Source organism: Pseudoalteromonas sp. SG43-5, assembly GCF_014164345.1.
GTDB classification, from domain to species: Bacteria; Pseudomonadota; Gammaproteobacteria; order Enterobacterales; family Alteromonadaceae; genus Pseudoalteromonas; species Pseudoalteromonas distincta.
In genome coordinates this window covers 44,973-64,780 of record NZ_JACJFA010000013.1, presented here as the reverse complement: position 1 = coordinate 64,780, position 19,808 = coordinate 44,973, and the positions used below count along the sequence as shown (strand labels likewise).

The 19,808-nt window shown below is 38.2% G+C and carries 19 protein-coding genes; 9 read left to right on the top strand and 10 right to left on the bottom strand.

Annotated elements, in window-relative coordinates; translation table 11 throughout:
• The first annotated feature begins 64 nt into the window (after positions 1–64).
• Positions 65–394, top strand: a complete 330-nt coding sequence (locus H5161_RS13760; protein ID WP_024594786.1) for a GIY-YIG nuclease family protein — start codon at positions 65–67, stop codon at positions 392–394.
• Positions 395–488: 94 nt separating this feature from the next.
• On the opposite strand, the gene H5161_RS13755 is transcribed toward H5161_RS13760, so the two are convergent.
• Both H5161_RS13755 and ilvC read right to left on the bottom strand, forming a co-directional pair.
• On the bottom strand, positions 489–2,408 hold the full coding sequence (locus tag H5161_RS13755) for a methyl-accepting chemotaxis protein (RefSeq protein ID WP_182769521.1): 1,920 nt from the start codon (positions 2,406–2,408) through the stop codon (positions 489–491).
• A gap of 192 nt (positions 2,409–2,600) precedes the next feature.
• Positions 2,601–4,073 carry a ketol-acid reductoisomerase gene (ilvC, locus tag H5161_RS13750; protein ID WP_004335714.1) on the bottom strand — a complete coding sequence of 491 codons (1,473 nt, stop codon included), beginning with the start codon at positions 4,071–4,073 and terminating at the stop codon, positions 2,601–2,603.
• 138 nt (positions 4,074–4,211) lie between these two features.
• Between ilvC and ilvY the strand changes: the two genes are divergently transcribed.
• From ilvY to H5161_RS13720, 6 genes are all read left to right on the top strand, one after another.
• Positions 4,212–5,117: an HTH-type transcriptional activator IlvY gene (gene ilvY, locus H5161_RS13745; RefSeq protein WP_182752689.1), complete on the top strand. Its 906-nt coding sequence runs from the start codon at positions 4,212–4,214 to the stop codon at positions 5,115–5,117.
• 116 nt (positions 5,118–5,233) lie between these two features.
• Entirely contained in the window at positions 5,234–6,280 is a 1,047-nt protein-coding gene (locus tag H5161_RS13740; RefSeq protein ID WP_182752688.1) for a GGDEF domain-containing protein, read from the top strand.
• A 400-nt stretch (positions 6,281–6,680) separates the two neighbouring features.
• The gene (locus tag H5161_RS13735) at positions 6,681–7,493 is read left to right on the top strand and encodes a MipA/OmpV family protein (RefSeq protein ID WP_182769520.1); all 813 of its coding nucleotides are present in this window, start codon (positions 6,681–6,683) and stop codon (positions 7,491–7,493) included.
• 1 nt (position 7,494) lies between these two features.
• On the top strand, positions 7,495–7,875 hold the full coding sequence (locus tag H5161_RS13730; RefSeq protein ID WP_024594944.1) for a DUF3019 domain-containing protein: 381 nt from the start codon (positions 7,495–7,497) through the stop codon (positions 7,873–7,875).
• A gap of 14 nt (positions 7,876–7,889) precedes the next feature.
• A complete protein-coding gene (locus H5161_RS13725; protein WP_024589922.1) occupies positions 7,890–8,582 on the top strand; it encodes a response regulator in 693 nt (230 codons plus the stop codon).
• Positions 8,583–8,607: 25 nt separating this feature from the next.
• Positions 8,608–9,855 carry an ATP-binding protein gene (locus tag H5161_RS13720; protein WP_004335732.1) on the top strand — a complete coding sequence of 416 codons (1,248 nt, stop codon included), beginning with the start codon at positions 8,608–8,610 and terminating at the stop codon, positions 9,853–9,855.
• 91 nt (positions 9,856–9,946) lie between these two features.
• Here H5161_RS13720 and H5161_RS13715 read toward each other — a convergent pair whose 3' ends face one another.
• A complete protein-coding gene (locus tag H5161_RS13715) occupies positions 9,947–10,168 on the bottom strand; it encodes a DUF3820 family protein (RefSeq protein ID WP_024594942.1) in 222 nt (73 codons plus the stop codon).
• A gap of 350 nt (positions 10,169–10,518) precedes the next feature.
• Complete coding sequence (locus H5161_RS13710) at positions 10,519–12,093, bottom strand: cation:proton antiporter family protein (RefSeq protein WP_004335737.1); 1,575 nt, start codon at positions 12,091–12,093, stop codon at positions 10,519–10,521.
• Positions 12,094–12,359: 266 nt separating this feature from the next.
• On the opposite strand from H5161_RS13710, the gene H5161_RS13705 reads away from it, so the two are divergent.
• Both H5161_RS13705 and H5161_RS13700 read left to right on the top strand, forming a co-directional pair.
• Positions 12,360–13,103: a sporulation protein gene (locus tag H5161_RS13705; protein ID WP_004335740.1), complete on the top strand. Its 744-nt coding sequence runs from the start codon at positions 12,360–12,362 to the stop codon at positions 13,101–13,103.
• A gap of 69 nt (positions 13,104–13,172) precedes the next feature.
• Positions 13,173–13,622, top strand: coding sequence for a GNAT family N-acetyltransferase (locus H5161_RS13700; RefSeq protein WP_004335742.1), 450 nt, complete (start codon positions 13,173–13,175; stop codon positions 13,620–13,622).
• 78 nt (positions 13,623–13,700) lie between these two features.
• On the opposite strand, the gene H5161_RS13695 is transcribed toward H5161_RS13700, so the two are convergent.
• From H5161_RS13695 to H5161_RS13670, 6 genes are all read right to left on the bottom strand, one after another.
• The gene (locus H5161_RS13695) at positions 13,701–15,056 is read right to left on the bottom strand and encodes a sodium-dependent transporter (RefSeq protein ID WP_138488731.1); all 1,356 of its coding nucleotides are present in this window, start codon (positions 15,054–15,056) and stop codon (positions 13,701–13,703) included.
• Between the two features lie 204 nt (positions 15,057–15,260).
• Positions 15,261–16,553, bottom strand: a complete 1,293-nt coding sequence (locus H5161_RS13690; protein WP_024597093.1) for a HAMP domain-containing sensor histidine kinase — start codon at positions 16,551–16,553, stop codon at positions 15,261–15,263.
• Between the two features lie 19 nt (positions 16,554–16,572).
• Positions 16,573–17,277, bottom strand: coding sequence for a response regulator transcription factor (locus H5161_RS13685; protein ID WP_024597092.1), 705 nt, complete (start codon positions 17,275–17,277; stop codon positions 16,573–16,575).
• Between the two features lie 24 nt (positions 17,278–17,301).
• Complete coding sequence (locus H5161_RS13680; protein ID WP_024597091.1) at positions 17,302–17,685, bottom strand: DUF3019 domain-containing protein; 384 nt, start codon at positions 17,683–17,685, stop codon at positions 17,302–17,304.
• Entirely contained in the window at positions 17,675–18,457 is a 783-nt protein-coding gene (locus H5161_RS13675) for a MipA/OmpV family protein (RefSeq protein WP_259395072.1), read from the bottom strand. Before H5161_RS13675 ends, H5161_RS13680 begins: the two co-directional genes overlap by 11 nt.
• A 478-nt stretch (positions 18,458–18,935) precedes the next feature.
• Complete coding sequence (locus H5161_RS13670) at positions 18,936–19,739, bottom strand: hypothetical protein (RefSeq protein ID WP_002963149.1); 804 nt, start codon at positions 19,737–19,739, stop codon at positions 18,936–18,938.
• Positions 19,740–19,808 lie beyond the last annotated feature (69 nt).

Here is a 19,808-nt window from a genome sequence, read left to right as displayed (position 1 = left end):
TTAGTCACTGAAGGTAAAACCCTTTTAAGCAATTGTTTTATGTTAAGGGCGTTAAGGTAATGTTTTGACCATTAATAATGAAAAAAGTTTACAGCACATCGAAACGAATATTTTAAAAACGGAGTCTACTTGGTTTTTATATATAGTTGAGACACGATTTGGTCATTGGTACACAGGGATCACGACTAATGTTGAAAAACGCTTTGCAACTCATCAAGCCGGCAAAGGGGCCAAAAACCTTAGAGGGAAAGGGCCGCTTTTACTTATCCATCAACAACAAGTTGGTAATAAAAGTGAAGCAAGTAAACTTGAGTATCAATTAAAAAAGCTTCCTAGGGCCAAAAAAGAAGCATACGTTTTAGCATTTAATACCGGCGACACTAAAATCATTTAGTTAATTTATTTAGATTAAGCCGTATTCGCTGTGGGCAAAAGCTAGCTTTTAATATAGCTTTTGCTCACAAAGGAAATATAGCAGTTATAGCTGCTTAGCGATGTTTTTCAAAGGTAGCGACAAGTGCATCGAGTGTTTGAGCGCTGTTTGCCAAGTCACGAATAGCTTGCTCTGTATTGATTTGCTCGCTCATTGCTTTATCGCTAATTTCACTTATTTGCTCTATGTTACGACCTACATCAGCAACCACATTACTTTGCTGCTCAGTTGCAGTTGCAATAAGCGTAGCCATATCGTTTATTTGATTAGCTGTTTCGGCTATCGCATCGAGTAATTCTACTGAGCTCTGCATGGCTCCAACGCTTTGCTGCGCTTTATCTTTTGATTGGCTAATATCGTTAACTACATCATCAGATATTCTTGTAAGCTCTTCAATCATAGATTGAATTTCGGTGGTTGATTGCGATGTACGGTTTGCCAGAGCGCGTACTTCATCAGCAACAACAGCAAAGCCTCGACCGTGCTCACCTGCGCGAGCAGATTCAATTGCCGCGTTTAAAGCAAGTAGATTAGTCTGATCCGATATCCCTCTAATTGAATCCACAATACTTGCTATATCAACCGTTTTTTTAGAAAGCAAAGTAACTTGCTCTGTTATGCCATCAATATCGCTAGCTAGGGCTGAGATAGTTGCCTGGCTTTGTAATACTTGTTTGTGGCTTTGAATGGTGTTCTCACGGCTGTTATCGGTTAACTTAGCTGTATTCGCTGCGCTTTGTGCTATTTCTTGCACTGTAGCGCCCATTTCGTTGATAGCTGCTGCGACAGATATTGTTTGCTCTTTTTGATTATCAATTGCTTGCGAGTTTCGTTTTGCCTGTTCAAATACATGATCAGAACTTTGGCGAATATCGTGGCTTTCACTGGCAACTTGAGTAATCGCTGTTTCTATTTTATTTATAAACTGGTTAAAGCCATTACTTAGATTGTTGAGCTCTGGTTGGCTTGATTCTGGTAAGCGGTACGCTAAGTTTGCATCGCCAGAGCCTAAGCGTGAAAATAACTCAGCCATTTTAGAAAGTGGAGATGAAAGAGAGCGAGCAAGTAAGTAACTAATCAAGCTAGCAACTAACGCGGTGATTACTGTAAAAGTAAATATTTGCCATTGTAGGGTGTTTACACTTGCGAATACTTCACTTTTTGGTACTTGAGCTACAACATATAAGTCAGTGTTTTTAATTGGGGTTGCAGCTATAAGAGTAGGTTCGCCATTTAAGTTAATTTCTTCTAGTGCAAAGCCGTTACTATTAAATAGTTGGCTGTGAATATTTGCAGTATATAAATCGTCAATATTTGCTTTTGCTACTTTATTGGCATCTTTATGAAGTTGAATTAATCCATTTTTATCTGCAATAAATACAAAACCTGTTTGCTCAATTTTAAATTGCTGTAATAGCTTTTGCATATCAGTGATGCTTTTTGCAAGACCTGCTAAACCAGTACCATTAGCTTGCTGATGGTTTACAAACATTTTCACATCATTGGCTGACTCTTGATAAATACTGATAGAATAAGGTTGTTTTGATTGCTTAAAAGCAAAGAACCAGCCATCGGCTGCATCATTTTTTAACACACGCAAAAACCCATTCTGGTTCCAGTACTGTGCAGTGTCTCTATTTGCCCAAGATGCTGTTGCTAAATCGTATTGCTGGGCAACACGATTTAATTCTTTTAATAATAAGGTGTCGTCTTGATTACTAGACTGAGCCCACTGTAAAACAAATTCGTTTGATGATAGTTGCTGAGCAGCACCAAGTAACTCATTAATTTCACCGCCTATATGATTACTGATTGTTTGCAGTTTACTAGGTAGCTCTGACTTGATCATACGTTGCTCAATTATGTCTTTAGAGCTGTATAAAGAGGTCAAGCCAATCAGTGCCGCTACGCATATAGCAATAACACTGCCTAAAGCTGTGATTTTTTGAGTAATAGAAAGGTTTTGTATCGTCATGATATTAATTAATTTTACAACTGAGTAGAGGACTATACTAGCACATTATTTATTTAGAGCTAGATATTGCCTACTGTGAAATGAATAGAAGGTAGCGTGTTATGGTTAAAGTTTTATGAATATGCATAAAAAAGCCCATAAGCAAAGCATATGGGCTTGGTTTCTAACAAGCGAAACATTTATCGTTTAGGGTTAAACAATCTTTTTCATTGCTGACATGTAGCCACGTAATTTAGCACCTACTTTTTCAACTGGGTGTTCACGAAGGGCGGCGTTAATTTGAATTAATGTTTGGTTATCAACTTGGTTACTGTGCTCGCCAAGGCCTTTACCAATGACATCTGTATCAATTTTTTTCATAAAATCTGCAAGTAATGGCAAACATGCATGGTTATATAGGTAACATCCATACTCTGCAGTGTCAGAAATTGTACGGTTCATTTCAAAAAGCTTTTTGCGTGCAATAGTATTAGCAATTAATGGCGTTTCATGTAAAGACTCGTAGTAAGCTGACTCTTCAATAATACCGGCTGCTGTCATGGTTTCAAAAGCAAGTTCAACACCTGCTTTTACCATTGCTACCATTAAAATACCGTTATCAAAAAATTCCTGTTCTGAGATTTCCACATCGCCAGCAGGGGTCTTTTCAAAGTTAGTCTCTGCTGTTTCAGCGCGCCATTTAAGTAAGTTTACGTCATCGTTATTCCAGTCTTCCATCATAGTGCGTGAGAAAGTGCCGTCGATGATGTCATCTTGATGCTTATTATAAAGCGGGCGCATAATTAGTTTTAGCTCTTCGCTTAGTTCGAACGCTTTTACTTTTGCAGGGTTTGAAAGGCGGTCAAGCATGTTTGTAACGCCGCCGTACTTAAGTGCTTCGGTAATTACTTCCCAGCCGTATTGAATTAGCTTTGATGCATAACCCGCATCAACGCCTTTTTCTATCATTTTATCAAAACATAAAATAGAGCCAGTTTGTAACATGCCACATAAAATGGTTTGCTCGCCCATTAGGTCTGACTTAACTTCAGCAATAAATGATGATTTAAGTACACCTGCACGGTGTCCGCCAGTCCCTGCTGCATACGCTTTAGCTTGTGCTAAACCATGACCTTGAGGGTCATTTTCTGGGTGAACAGCAATTAGAGTTGGTACACCAAAACCGCGTTTGTATTCTTCACGTACTTCAGAACCAGGACACTTAGGCGCAACCATGATTACAGTAATGTCTTCACGTACTTGCATGCCTTCTTCAACAATATTAAAGCCATGAGAGTAGGCAAGTGTAGAGCCTTTTTTCATAAGCGGCATAATTGCACTTACTACAGCAGTATGTTGCTTATCTGGTGTTAAATTAAGTACTACATCAGCTGTTGGGATTAGTTCTTCGTAAGTGCCAACAGTAAAGCCGTTTTCAGATGCGTTCAAAAATGATTGGCGACGCTCAGAAATAGCTGATGCGCGTAATGTGTAAGAAACATCTAAACCAGAGTCACGTAAGTTTAAGCCTTGGTTTAAACCTTGTGCGCCACAGCCTACAATAACTAGTTTTTTACCTTTAAGTGCATCAACGCCATCGGCAAATTCGCCTGCGTCCATAAATTCACATTGCGCTAATTGCGCTAATTGCTCGCGTAAAGGTAAGGTATTGAAATAATTCGCCATTGTTAGTGTCCTATAAAGTCATGTTTGTTAGATGCGCAATGTTTACTGCGCTTACAAACACCATATGTAAAATCGTTGCTTGCGTAAAATGATATATTTGAATTAAAGTGTTTCATAATATGAAATGCAGGGGGTTGGATGGAACATAAGCACTTAAACTACTTTTTAGCGTTGGCTAAAACACTTCACTTTGGGCGCGCAAGTGAGCTTTGCCACATAAGCGCACCCACTTTGAGCCGAAATATAAAACATTTGGAAGAAGAAGTTGGAGTAGCATTGTTTATCCGCGATAACCGAAGCGTTAAATTAACGCGTGAGGGGGAGTCCTTTATTGATTACGCAACGGCAACGCTTGCTAATTGGCAACGTTTTAAAACGAATGTAAAAGACCCACAACAGCATATTTACGGCAAAGTAAGTATTTATTGTTCTGTAACTGCATCTTATAGTTTTTTACATCAAATATTAGAACAACTTCGTGCGCAGCATCAGTACATAGAAATAACATTAAATACCGGTGACCCAGCACTTGCTATAAATCGTGTCCTAGATGGCCACGAATTAATGGCAATTGCAGCTAAGCCTAATAAATTACCGTCGCAAATTGCCTTTGTTGATATTGGGCACTCACCACTTTTATTAATTGGCCCAAAAATTCAATGTCCGATCACACAAAAGCTTTCACAAAATAGTGATGACATTAATTGGTCTGATTTAGAGTTTATTGTCCCAGAACAAGGTTTTTCTCGCCAAAGGTTAGAGCACTGGTGGCGCAAAAATAATATTCACGGAAAAATCTACGCCCAAGTTGCAGGACATGAAGCAATGGTATCTATGGTGAGCTTAGGGCTAGGTGTCGCTATGGTCCCTAAAATAGTGCTAGATAACAGCCCGCTGCAAGATAAGGTACAAATCCTAACACCAAAAATGCAAGCACCTGAAGGGTTTGATATCGGTTTGGCGGTATTAAGAAAAGAGTTAAATGACCCTGCAATCAGTGCGTTGTGGAATATAGCGCAAACTTTAGAAGCAAAAGCAATTTAATATGCACACAGAGTAAGCAAATTAGTTAAATAGTATTAATATAGGTTGCGTATGAGTTTACTATTACTTAACATTGAGTGCTAATAATAAAAACAATGACGCTTGAGAGTTTATTTATGAACCACGCCGTATCACTTGCTCATTCTGCTCAATGCCTTAAAAAGGCGATTCCTTTGATGGTAAAATACCGCATGCCGGTTACGCCTATCAACTATGCAATTTGGTACTGTTACATTCAAGGGAGTAACCCTTCATTAAATGCTGAATTAGACCATGTTATTGCTGAGCAACAAACATGCTCACAAGACAAAGCAAAAGAAATTTTTGATAAGCATTTAACGCAAGACGATCTGGCTTTCTTTCAAGAAATGACTGAAAAGTTCCATACAACCATGGAGCAAGTCCAGCAAGATATAAGCACCACGCTTGAGCATTCCAAAAGCTTTACAACTAGTTTAGTTGATTCACAAAATGAATTAAATATGCTTGCTGATGTAAATTCTTATAATGAAATATTAGGTTGTGTAGAGCGCTTAACCGACGATTCTATTGCTATGCAGGATTATGCTAGAGAATTTCAAACTAAGTTAGCTGTTGCTTACAACGAAATAAAAGATTTAAAAGAAGCACTTAATATTTCAAAAGAAGTAGCTGATACCGACACGCTTACGGGGTTTTATAACCGAGGTAAGTTTGATTCAGATATCGTAAAATTTTGTTTTGAATACTCAGAGAAAGCACAGGAAGATTCTCTTGCCGTACTAATTATGTTTGATATTGACCACTTTAAACGTTTTAACGATGACTTTGGTCATCAAAAGGGTGACGAAGTGTTGAGGTTAGTTGCCAAAAAAGTGAGAGAAAATACAACTGAAACAGCAAATATATATAGATACGGTGGCGAAGAGTTTTGTATAACAGCTTATTTTGACACTATTAACGATATAATAGCGTTTGCCGATTGTATACGTTTAGCTATTGCGAAATTAGCGATTCGTAAAAAGCATGATGTAACAGCTAAACGTGCTATTTCTGCAAGTTTTGGTTTAGCTATTTTACGTCCATTTACTAATAGCTCAGTTTTAGTTGAGCGTGCAGATAGAGCCTTATATATCGCAAAAACACATGGCCGAAACCGAATAGAAATAGCCCCTGATATTTAATAAGCATCAGAAGCTTGATTTATTACGGCTAAAGCCGCTATTAACTTTGGTAACCTAGTAGCTTGTAAGGTTAATAAAAAAAGTTGTTAGAGTTGGCTTCCTGCAGATTTTATTTGAATTAAAGCATTTGCGAGGTTATCCCTCATTTCCAAAGTTTCTCAAAGCAGTGCCAGCTTAGCCAACGCACATAACTAATTTGAAGGGTTTGTCACTTCAAAAACACAAAAGTTAACATTTGTGTATACAAATTGTGAATAATTGTAACCAGCTAGAGCTAGTTTAAAAAGACCTTGCTAGTATGGGGAACTTACTTAATTTAATACTTTGATGTACGCTGATGCGGTATTCCTTCTCCTTATTAACTGCTCTATGTTTTAGCACTTTGTTTGCTTGCCTTTCGGTGCAAGCAACACAGGCAAGCAAGCATGCTGACGATTATACAGAGCAAGATATAACAACTGATCGCCTGCATTTGAGTTTAAGCGTTGGGGCTGGAGTTATAACCAACCCTTTGCATGGTGGAGATAATATTCCGCTTGTGCTTATTCCACAAATTGCGTTTTATGCAGAGCAATGGTTTTTTGATAATGGCCGCCTTGGCTATTCATTTTCACAATCCCCAAAGCATCACTTTAATCTAGTTAGTGAACTCAACTCTGAATCTCGCTTTTTTATAGACTGGCACCCTAAAAATGTATTTGCATTGCAAAGTAGTGCTCTTAATAATCAGTTTGTAATGCAAAATGAAGCCTCGTCCTCTCGCTACGCTGATATTGATAATTTGCATAAACGGCAAATTGCCTTGGATGCGGGTATAGCATATCACTATGTAAATGATGACCATGTTTTTTCAGTTCAGGCTCTGCATGATATAACCGATGTTTATCGAGGTGTACGCGGTGCATTCCAGTGGCAATATCATACTGTGCTAGGAAAGCTTAAAATAAAGCCAACACTTGGAATAAACTATAAATCTGCGGAACTAAATAGCTATTTTTATGGACTTAATGAGGGTGAAACTCAATTTGGCAAAATAGACGTTGGTAGTAGTTGGCAATCTTATGCTAAAATCGACGCCCGTTGGCCACTGAGTAAGGCTGACTCTCTTCGTTTTCATGTAGCATATTACGACTATTCGGCTATGGATGGCAGTCCGCTCTTTGAACGTACTTATTCAATGACTGCATTTATAGGATTCGATCGTACTTTTTAATATGAAGTATTCAATATTAGTTGTGTTTATTACCACTTTTTTTAGTGGTTTTAGTGTGGCACAAACCCCTGTTTTTAGTGTTTCTCCAAAAGTCTGCGTGGTTTCCGAACAGCAGGATTTTTGCGATCTTGATTTACAGTTTAAATGGCTATTAAACACCTATAGTGATGTCTGTTTGTATCAACAAGAACAACTACTTCAATGCTGGCAGCAGCAGCGTTCTGGGCAATTTAATTATAAAGCGCGTGTTCAGGTGGAGACCATATACTCCTTAATCAATCCTCATACGGGTGTGTTAATAGCAAAAACACAGGTTGAAGTACAAAGCGCCCATGCTAAAAAAAATAGGCGTAGGCTTCGCTCTCCGTGGAGCTTTTTTTAATTTAGGAGCAACTAATGCCAAAAATTTTACTTGTTGAAGATGATCTCGGTTTACAACAGCTAACAAAAGATTACCTTGAACATAATGGCCTTGAAGTCGAAGTGTTAGAGCGTGGTGACGAAGTGTTTAATTACCTAGAAAACAATACACCCGATTTAATGATTCTAGACGTTATGCTGCCAGGTAAAGATGGCTTTAGCGTTTGCCGCCAAGTAAGAGATAAATTTACTCTACCAATTTTAATGTTGACTGCTAAAGGCGAAGACTTCGACCAAGTGCTTGGTTTAGAACTTGGTGCTGATGATTATGTAATAAAACCAGCAGAGCCACGTGTATTACTAGCGCGGATCAATGCATTACTACGACGTGGGCAACCAATAGTAAAGTCTAGTGAAGAACTGCAGTTTGGTGATTTAGTCATCGATAAAACAAGCCGTATTGTAAAACTAAGTGATTCAGAGATTGTATTAACTTCGCACGAGTTTGAACTACTATGGCTATTAGCGTCAAATGCGGGTGAAGTACTAAGCAGAGAGCATGTGCACCAACATATGATTGGCCGTCAATACGACGGACTTGATAGAACTGTGGATGTACGCGTATCACGAATTCGTAAAAAATTAGGCGATAATAGTGATAAGCCGTATCGTATAAAAACCGTATGGGGACAAGGCTATTTATTTGTTTCTGATGCATGGGATCTTTAGAACTATTTAAGGTTAATCGGCTGTAATGGGAAAACTGTTTACCAGCTTATACTTATATATCATTGTTTCATTATTTGTTGTAAGTGGTGTTATTGAGCAGCTGTGGCCCTATGAAGAGTCGCAGCAGCAGGTCTTCTTAGACGATGAGTTTGGGCAATCACTGTGGTTGCTTTCACAAACCCCAAATGGTCTTAAAAAACTAAAGCATAACTTTGAAAGTAAAGTGATTGAACGACGTGATTTAATACTTCCTCAAAAACAACAATCGCAGCTAAATCAAAACCACTACTTATATTTGTATGATAAGCAACAACGCATTGTTTGGTATGTAGATCTCGGTAATGATTCATTACTTCAAGTAGGACCGGTAGGCGTATTAACGCAGCAATCATCTTCTGTTTGGCCGTATTTATTACTACTTATTATTGTAGGTATACCAGTTGGGCTATGGAGCTTTTTACTCTGGCGTGACTTTGCAAAGCTACGTAAAGCGTGTGAAGCGGTAGAGGGTTTGCAAGACTTTCAACTAAATGACTCTTCTAAGTCTTTCTTTTTACCTATAACTGATACATTAAAGGTAATGCAGCAACGTATTGAGTTTTTACTTAGTGCGCAGCAAGAACTTACCTCATCGGTGTCGCATGAGTTTAGAACACCACTAGCACGTTTAAAGTTTGCAATAGTCATGCTACAAGAACAAATGCTTGACGAAAAAGGCGAAAAATACCTAACAAACATGCAAACAGATATTAGTGAGCTTGAATCACTAGTTTCTGAAATGCTTGAATACGCGCGATTAGACTCTCAACAACCAAGTTTACAGCCAATAAACTGCGATTTAGCTGGGCTGGTAAAAACCACTGTTGAAAAGCTAAATTTTGAAGCTAGAACAACGCTCTCTATAAACCTCCCTGAGCATTTAAATTACTACTGTGATAGCCACTTTATGGCGCGAGTATTTCAAAATTTAATTGGCAATGCGCTCAAATACACTCATCAACAAGTCAAAATTTCATTGCTACAAGAGGCAACTCACATCGTATTGATTGTTGAAGATGATGGTGAAGGGATTGACCCCGTTGAGCGAGAAAACGTATTTAAGCCTTTTACTCGATTAGATAAAAGTAGAGGCAAGGACACTGGTGGCTTTGGTTTAGGGCTTGCTATAGTTGCTAAAATTGTGTCGTGGCACCAAGGAGAGTGTAAAGCAGAAAGCTCAAGCTTAGGTGGTGCTAAATTTATTGTATATTTACCTCTTAAATTTAAGACATAAAAAAAGCGCCTAAGGCGCTTTTTTTGCGGTTAAAAACCAAAATCAACAAGTAGCAATATAATAGACCGCAAGTATTTAAAAAAGTTCTCAATTATTTTTTATTTTTTTCAAGTAATGGCATTAACATTTGCTCAAGGCCATTTAGTTTAACCTCATACATCATCGCTAGTTGGCTACCAAGTTTCGAGTTAGGAAATCCCTGCTGTTTGAACCACACCAAATAAGGTTCTGGTAGTAGTAATAAAGGGCGCCCAGCATATTTCCCAAAAGGCATCGTTGTATTTACAGCTATTTTTAATTGTTTTGGATCCATAAGAGTTACTTAGGTTTTAAAGTCTGCGTAAGTGTAAGGGATTTTAGAAATATAAAATAGGCTGTGACGGGCAAGAAACAGCCTATTTTGCGAGGGAGTAGGCCCTCTGATTTAATAATTTTTTGTTGATTAATATAAACCTAGTTGAACTTTAATTAGCTGGGATCTAATTAAGTTATTATTAGAACATGGGGTTTTATTTAACCAACATGGATAGTCTACCTGTTTTTTATGGTCGTGGTGAAATGGCTTGTAAAGGAATGTAAATAGAATTGCTTTTCATTTAAAAACTAATAACAAAGCCTTAATGATTTTAAGGCTTTGTTATTTATAGACGTTATAAAAAGTGATTATTCGTTAAATAGCTCTTGTTTAACGTGCTCTGCAAAACCACTACCTGCTTCTAAGTAAAAGTTATAAGTAGAATGAACACCCATTTCTTCTAGCTCTTTTTGTTGATCAGGGTAGTTTGCAATAGCTGTTACTTGGCCTTTATAACCTGAGGCTTGTAGTTGCTCTAGCGCAAAAATATTTTGCATATGCTTTGGCATTGCAAGCATGACCATTTCTACTTGCGAATGATTTACTCGTTGCCAAAAGTCAGGATCTGTTGCATCAGCAATTAATACGTTGCGGCCTCTGTTAACGTGCTTATCTACCACTTCAGGTTTTATATCTATGCCTGCAACAACATTTGGGTGAGTCGCGTTGATTGTTTCATAAGCACCAGTACCAATACGTCCCATACCAAAAATGACTATTTTAGTATCGTTTAGGTTAACAGGTAGCTCTTCAGCTAAACGAGTTTTGCTTTCAAACTTTAATAGCCAGTGCTCTATTTTTACGTATAGCTCGTTTGAGCGCTTATTTAACGGCGAGGCAATTACAAAGGTAATAGAAACAGCAATTGCCATTACGGCCAGCCACTCAGAAGTGATCATGCCTGTGCTAGCTGCTACTGCACATACAATTAACCCAAATTCACTGTAGTTAGATAAACTAAAGGCGGTAAGTAATGATGTACGCGCGCGTAGTTTGAATATATTTGTGAACACGTAATAAAGCGCTATTTTAATAGGTAAAACTAAAACAAGTATAATAGCAACGATTAATGAGCTAGTGGTTAGCTCTGCGCTCAAGCCAATACTTAAGAAAAAACCGACTAATAATATGTCTTTTAAATTAAGCAGAGATTTTGATAGTTCTCCTGCTTTTTTATGTGGTGCAAACATCATCCCAATTATGAGTGCGCCTAGGTCGCCTTTTAATCCTGCAAATTCAAATGCATGATAACCAGCAACTAAAGCAAAGAAAAAACCAAATAATGGTAATAGTTCACCATGTTTAGAGCGATTTAATACGCCATACATGACAGGTCGTAATAAAGGCAGAGCAATTATTAATGCAATTGCCCATACATTTGGAATTTTACCTGTACTAATCGCTAAAAAGATAACAGCAAAGATATCTTGCATGACTAGTATACCAATGGCTATTTTACCGTGAAGGCTTGCCATTTCTCCGCGTTCTTCAAGCACTTTTACTGCAAATACAGTACTTGAAAAACTAAGCGCAAACCCAACTAATAAAGCACTTTGCCAACTTAAATCAATAAACAGTGGAATAGCGAAAACACCAAGCAATAACATAAAGCCACTAAAAAGCGCGCTGCTAAAAATAATATGCAATGTTGCAGGCGCCCACACTTGGGGTTTAATTAAACTGTTTACCTTTAGCTTTAAACCAATACTAAAAAGAAGAAGGGTTACGCCAAGTGCTGCTATTGTATCGAGCAACTCTGTACTTTTATAACCCGATAAATTTAAAGCAAAACCTGCTAATAAAAATCCAATAAGAGGAGGCAGCTTTAACTGATAAACAGCAAAGCCACACACAAACGCGGCGGCAAAATAGATTAGTTCCATAATTCTTAATATCACTTCATTTGGGGTTGCAGTGTAACGAAAAATTTATACCATTGAAAATAAAAATAGACCTAAAAATGAACGCGTCTAATCAAATACTTGCCTAGCTGTGTATAAAAAATACGCATCAAACATATATTTAATCGTAAATAGCATGTAAATAACATTTTTTCACTGACATTGGCTTTTAAATATGGTTAAGATGCGATAACGAAGAAGTTTAAGCATGAGCAAATAATAGAACCGTTCAGCTTAAGGAGAAATATATGTTTAAAAAGATTTTAGCGTCGGTAGGTATTGGTGCTGCAAAAGTAGATACTGTTTTAGAGACTGAACACCTACAACCTGGTCAGCTTTTTAATGCACAAATAGTCATTACCGCAGGTGATGTTAGCCAAGATATTGCAGGCTTAGATTTATTACTTATGACCCGTGTTAAAGTGGCAGGTGATGATGGCGATTATTTTACCAATCATGTGATTGACCAATGGCGAATTACAGATATAGGTACAATTGAGCCTGGCGAAGTTAAAAGTATCCCTTTTGAAGCACGTCTTCATTCTGAAACACCTATTACAGAAATTAATGCAGGTTACAATCAATCTCATGTGTGGCTTGAAACAGGTTTAGATATTGATTTAGCACTTGATCCGAGCGATAAAGACCATTTACATATTTACCCTAATGAAGCTGTTAAAACGTGCATGCAGGCGATGGAAAAGCTAGGTTTTAGCTTAATGAAAGCTGATGTAGAAAAAGGCCATTTGCGCGCTTCAACATTTCAATCGTTATCGGGCTGTTATCAGGAACTTGAATATAAGCCAAATAGCCGTAGTTTATTTGGCATTCAAGAGATCGAGTTGTCATTTGTACCAGAGGCACATAAAACACACGTGCTTATAGAGCTAGACAGGGCCTTTAGAGGCGATGGTTATGTAGATTTAACGATAGAGCATGACCACGTGAATTTATCGCAGTTGTGCGACCAACTAGAGCGCTTATTTGCTTAATATAAACTAACAAGTGAATAATTTTATTAAACCCGGCCTAGGCTGGGTTTATTGTTTATAGGATTTAAAATGCAATTTAAATGTGAGCAGTTTAATGCTTTAGATGCGCATACTCTTTTTACTATTATGCGAGGACGTGTAGACGTATTTGTTGTAGAGCAGGCGTGCCCTTACCCTGAACTTGATGATGTAGATATTGATTTAAATACACAGCATTTATATACACTAGACAATGGGCGGCTACACACTTATGCCCGATGCTATGAAAAAAATGAGCAATACAGCGCAATAGGACGCGTACTGGTAAGTAAAAGTGCGCGTGGCAAAGGCGACGCCACTGTACTTGTAAGTAAAGCTATAGAATGCTGTAAAGAGCGGTGGCCTGAACGAGATATTTATATTGGCGCACAAACCTACTTACTTGATTTTTACCGCTCCTTTGGCTTTGAAGATTACAAAAGTGAATATCTAGAAGACGGTATACCTCATCAAGATATGATTTTAAAACTCACTCAATAAATCCAATTTAAGCAGCTATAAAAAAGCCCACTAATGTGGGCTATTTTATTTAAAACTATTTTAAGGCTAAGGTATCATTTAGCTCAATAGTGAATGTAAAAACACCATGCCAATAGCAAGTGGACATACAAACTTAGTATACCAAGGCCATATTTTCCAAAACAATGTATTGTGAACTTCAGGGTTACCCTCTTGAATTGCTTTTAGTAATGAGCCTCTATACCAAATCCAGCCTACAAATATACAACACATAAGACCAAGTAAAGGCTGAGCTACTTTTGTAGTGAGAGTGATTACTAAGCCAAATAAGCTGCTAAGGTTACACACAATTGTAATGCTAACGATAGCGATTAGCGCCCCAATTAACCACGTTGCTTGAACGCGTTTCATCCCAAAGCGCTCTACAGTGTATGATACTGGCGCCTCTAACATTGAAATAGATGATGTTAAAGCGGCAATACTCATTAACGCAAAAAATGAAAAACCCACAAATAAGCCAACTTCGCCCATACCATCAAATAAAGCGGGGAGTACCTGAAACACTAATGTATCTTCAGAGAGTAGCTTACCCGTTGTGGCCGAGAATATTTCAACGCCTTGAGCTTGTGCTACGTACATAGCCGGAATAATCAGTAAACCTGCAACAAAGGCTATAAATACATCAATAAGGGTCACATAGGCACCTAAAGAAACAAGATTTTCTTTTTTACTAATGTACGAGCCGTAAATAATCATTACGCTAGTGCCAAGCGATAAAGAGAAGAAAGCTTGCCCTAGTGCACTTACTAATAGTTTTGCGTCAAAAATAGATGAAAAGTCAGGAACTAAGTAGGCTTTTAAGCCTTCCATAGCACCATCTTGCGTCATCACATAAGCAATAAGTGCAAATAAAATGCCTAAAAGTGCAGGCATTAAACGCTTAGACCACTTCTCAATACCGTTTTCAACGCCTCTACTTATAATAGCAACAGTTAGTACAATAAAGATCATAGTGAATATAATATTTCGAGTAAGTGATTGCTCGCTTAACCATGTAGATGCTGTGTTGGCACCAACTAAAGTGGCTATGGGTTCAGCTGTGGCGCTGAGCATCCAACCGGCAACAATGGCGTAAAAGCTTAGTATAAAGCCAGCGCATAAAATACCGCCAAAACCAACAGCAAAGGCAAAGTGTTTTTGCCATGGCTTATTAGATATTTTTTGAAGTGATGACACTGCGTTTGCTTGGCCATGACGTCCAATCATCAGTTCAGCCATTAAAGCGGGGTAGGCTAAAAAGAACGCAAGCACTAAATATGCGACTAAAAATGCAGCACCGCCATTACTTGCTGTTTGTGTAGGGAATCCCCAAATATTGCCCAAACCAACGGCAGAACCCGCGGCGGCCATAATAAAACCAAAGCGAGAGCTAAACTCGCCTCTAACTGCGCTCATATTATTGTACTTCTCTATTGTGTGACGGCGGTGACAATCTACTGGAAATGTAAAAAAATAAAAAGTGCTTATTTGCTGATCTAGCACAAATTAATAAGTAAAGTGTATGTTATGACCATCGATTTTAATTGTTGTTATTAAGTCGTTTAAAATAACGAGTTGATTTTGTTTAATAATTGTTAATTACAGTCTGTAACTATTGCTTTACGGATTATGGTGCTGTGCAATAGTGAGAGTAAAGCACGCCCCCCCTAACTGGGTGCTTTTACTTACTTTAACGCTGCCATGATGCCAATCAGCTACCTTGGTAACAATGGCTAGGCCAAGGCCATAACTCTTATCGGCTCTGTTACGGTGATCTTCCTCTCTAAAAAATGGGCTAAATACATTACTAAAGTTCTCTTGTGCGATACCTGGGCCGTCATCTTCTACCGTTATTATAAGCTGTTGCTCGTGTAACTTTGCACTGAGGTAAATATGTTGGTTTGCAAAATCACATGCGTTAGTTAATAAGTTAGTAATTGCACGGGCCAGCCAGTGAAGATCTGCATTTATTATTTTATCTGTACTATTGAGTTGTACGTTGAGCATTTGCATTTCAAGTTTTGGTGCAAGTTGAACTAAAATATCTTCAAGGTAGGATTTAATATTGGTTGATGAATAGGTTAGTTTATTCGCGTTTTGCTCTAAAGTAGCAAATGCTAAATAGCTACTAAGCATCGATTCCATATGATCTAAATCGTTTTCCATACGGGTTAAATACTGTTTTACTTTTTGCTCATCATGGCTATCTAATGCTGCATCTAAACCAAATCGCAGGCACGCGATAGGAGTGCGTATGTCGTGAGACAAGCTTGAGGCCATTAGTTTGTTTTCGGCGACAAGTTTCTCTATTTGGCTAGCCATGCGGTTAAAAGTAAGTTCTACATCTTTTATATAGGTAAAGTGCGATACCTTTATTCGGGCATGAACATTACCAGAGGCAAACTTTTTAGCGGCTTCATTTAAGACAGTTAGCCGTTTAGCTAAGGGCGCGATAATAAACCCCATAAATACACATAGGCCTGCGTAAAATAGTAGAGTTAATATAATGTCGTTATGCTGCTCGCTATCAAAAATTTTATCTAAGCGCATTGATAAGTGAAAAGGATTTAAAACGTCGCTACTATAAAGCATATAAAAGCCTTGCTGATCTTCTAAAATCAGCCCACCTGGCGTGTGCATTTGTAATAATAAAGAAGGTGGTAAAGCGAGTGACTCATTTGGCTTGTAGTCAATTAAAACATCAAACTCTCGGGCTAGTTGTTTTACATAATCGCTGCGCTCAGATGTAGGTATGTTAGCTAACTGCTTATTAAAACCCATGATCATTTTACTTTGCTGACTAAATTCATCTTGTGGGGTATGCGCTTGTTGACTAAAAGCATCAATAAGCCAGCCCAATACCACAATAGATAAAAGTGCACTGCCTAGAAGCGATATATAAAACTTTTTCATTTATTTATTCATCGCTCTATTACCACGCGGTAGAAACAAGTAAATATCCACGGCCCCAAATAGTTTTAATTTTTTCGGGGTTTTGTGGATCATCATTAAATTTTTTACGAAGTGCAGAAATAAGTACATCAACACTTCTATCAAGCCCATCGTATTCTCTACCTTTCGTAGCTTTAAATACGGCATCGCGTGAGACAACTTGACCTGCATTGCTTGCAAGGTAGTGTAATAATAGATATTCGGCGCTTGATATGTTTATATCTTGCTCGTTAAGGGTCACATTTCTAGATTCGGTATTAATACTAAGTGCACCAACTTGAATAACGCTTTGGCTAACCTGCGGCTTATTTGGCTCATTATTTTGACGCAGTGCTGCTTTTATTCGCGCTAGCAATGCACGTGGACGCACCGGTTTCATTATGTAATCGCTTGCGCCAACTTCTAAACCAATAACTTCATCCATCTCTTCATCGCGTGCGGTGAGCATTATAATAGGCGAATTATAAAAGCTACGAAGCTCTCTACATACGCTAATACCATCTTGCCCCGGGAGCATAATATCAAGGAGCACAATATTTGGGTTTAACGTTTTGACCTGGCTAACAACTTCGTCACCACGATGACAAACATGCGTTGTATAGCCTTGCTCTGTTAAATATTCAGCAACCCATTGCGCTAGTGATGCATCGTCTTCAACAAGTAAAATAGTGCCGTAGTTATCCATAAAATATCCCTAATACGATTGGTATTAAAATAGTCGCCAGCGGCGTTTTTTTTGTCTGTTTTGATAAACCCATTGTAGTTTTACTTCTGCTGTACTGATGACTTTGGATGTATTGCTATCAAATAGTTCAAATGAAATGCTTTGCTGTGAGTCAAAAGCATAATTAAAAGTACCACTTTGTTGCTTTAGCCAACATTGCATAATGTACTTTGAAGTTGCATCGCGTAGGCAGTAATTACCAATGATAGGCTGCTCCCACGTAAGTGTAACATCGGCATAGCAATTACGCCCTTCGCGCAGTGCAACGCAAGTGTCGGGTAGTGCTATGAGTGCTTCAGGGGGGTCCTGCGCTTTAACAGTAAAGGTACTGGGAAAGATCAGTAATACCCAGATCCATCTAAAATACATAACGTAGGCCTACCTTGGCTTTATGTTGATATCCTTGGGAAATAATTGGACTGTCGTCAATTTCTTTTGAAAACCATGTAGTAAGCCAACCGGATAAAAACACCCAATCTTGGCTTATTGGATATTCAGCATGGAACTCAAAGATGATACTAGTACTGGCATTGCTGCTATAAATCGGGCGAAGGCTGGTGGCTTCATCGCTATCAATGCCAAAGTAATAATTGGTAAAGTCAGCAGAGTAGGCGCTTAAACCAACACCAGATCTAAACTCCCAGTTTCGCCATGGCAAAATGTGGGTAAAAAAGCTATTTATAACCCAGCCATTATGGGCACCAGATACGTCATGAAGGTATTCAAAGGAGAATTGTGAATTTTCAAATCGGCGCGAGAGCCTAAGACCAACATCAAAATCGTAATTACGTTTTTTAATACCTTGGAGTTCTTTTATAACACCGTGGTTATAAAACCCGAGGCCTTTTTCGTCAAACCCGGCTTGAGTATTTGTGCCAAGTATATCTAAGCCCCAATCAAATTTATCTATAAGGCTGTAACCAATTACAAGACCACCGCTGAGTTGATTGTGATCAAAATCAAGATAAAATTTATCGTAAGAAACAGCAAGACTTAAATCAAGCTCAACGCCTTTATCGTAAGATTCGATACCGATTAGGTAAGAATCTTCAATATAAAAGCCCGCACCTGCACTCCAATCCCACGCAAAGCCTTGGGTTGGTTCTAACGTATTGTCTGCATAATAGCGATTACTTGCCATACTTGTGGTGCTAAAAATAAAGCAAAAAAGCAATGTTATGCTAACTAAAGTATGGTTAAGCAAAGTGTTTTTCATCCCTATGGGGCCTAATTATTATTTGTTATTAAGCGTAGTATATTGTTAATTCGTTCCTTTAATCTGTAAAAAAATGTAGTAAGTGTTAGGTCTGTTGAACTTTCAAGGTTAAATTTTCAGCAGCCTGTTTGGTATTTAGGCAAGGCAGAGCCTATGCAGTGTGGCTATTCCCCATAAATGGGCGATAACGTAGCATTAATGCCAAACAGGCGCTGCCCAAAGTGTTTTTCCTAAGGGCTATTTACGCTTTGTTGCTCGGTTTTTACTTATTCTTACATGGATGTAAGCCATTAGAATAACGCAGGAGCAGTTATCGAGCCCACTAGGTTACAAACCTAGCGCCGCGATTAAATAGCCCCTAGTTTGAACAAATTTTAATTCGTAAAGATCAACAGACCCTAATTTACTGAACTTTAATTTTATCGATTAATATACTGCTTAAGTAAAACTGCATCATAGGCGTTAATGCGCTTACTTCTGTTCTGTTACATGGACCACTAAGCTTGGCAAGGCTAGATAACTTTGACAACGTTTTGTACTGAGGAATTTGAATGTCTTTTCCAAGTCTTTCCATGCGGGCTTCATCAGTATTTTGCTGATGGACAAAAGCGACAACCTCAAGCTCATTAGTTATTTTTTGCTCTTCGGTGAAACTATAAACTAGTGGCTCACGATGAAAACTTGCACTATCAATAGAAGATTTAGCAAACCAAACAACATCACCTGATGCTTTGTGTGTGAGGCGCATACTTACTTGTGCAAATATTGCAGCGCATTCCTGAGTTGGGTATTGCTGAGCAATATCTGAATATAATGTAAAAGGGTTCTCAGGTTGCTTTATTGCGTACTTAACATCGTCAGTGAAAGTTAAATCAAGTTGCTGAATAGTTAGTGTGTAGTCGCTGTTATTTTTAGTGGTTACTTTTAGCTGTTTATCGTTAAGTGCTTGGCTAATTTGCGATAAAAGTTTATCGGTTACACTTGCCTTATCGGTAATAATTTTTACAGTTTGGTTTCTAACTACCTTATGTGCAGGAAGTTGAACGGATTTAACTTTTGGGGATGAGTGTTCTGTGGTGTACTCAAGCTGGTAGGTCTGACTTTTTAATGTTGGCTTTAATGGCATAGCCAGTGGCTCGGCCGGCTGCTTTGTAAGAGTACAACCAGTTGATAATATAACAAAAAGTGACACAACTAAAAAACGCATAAGTACTAAACACTCACTAAAAACCAAATAATCGTCGTATTGTACGTTAGTCCAAACAAAACTTCATGA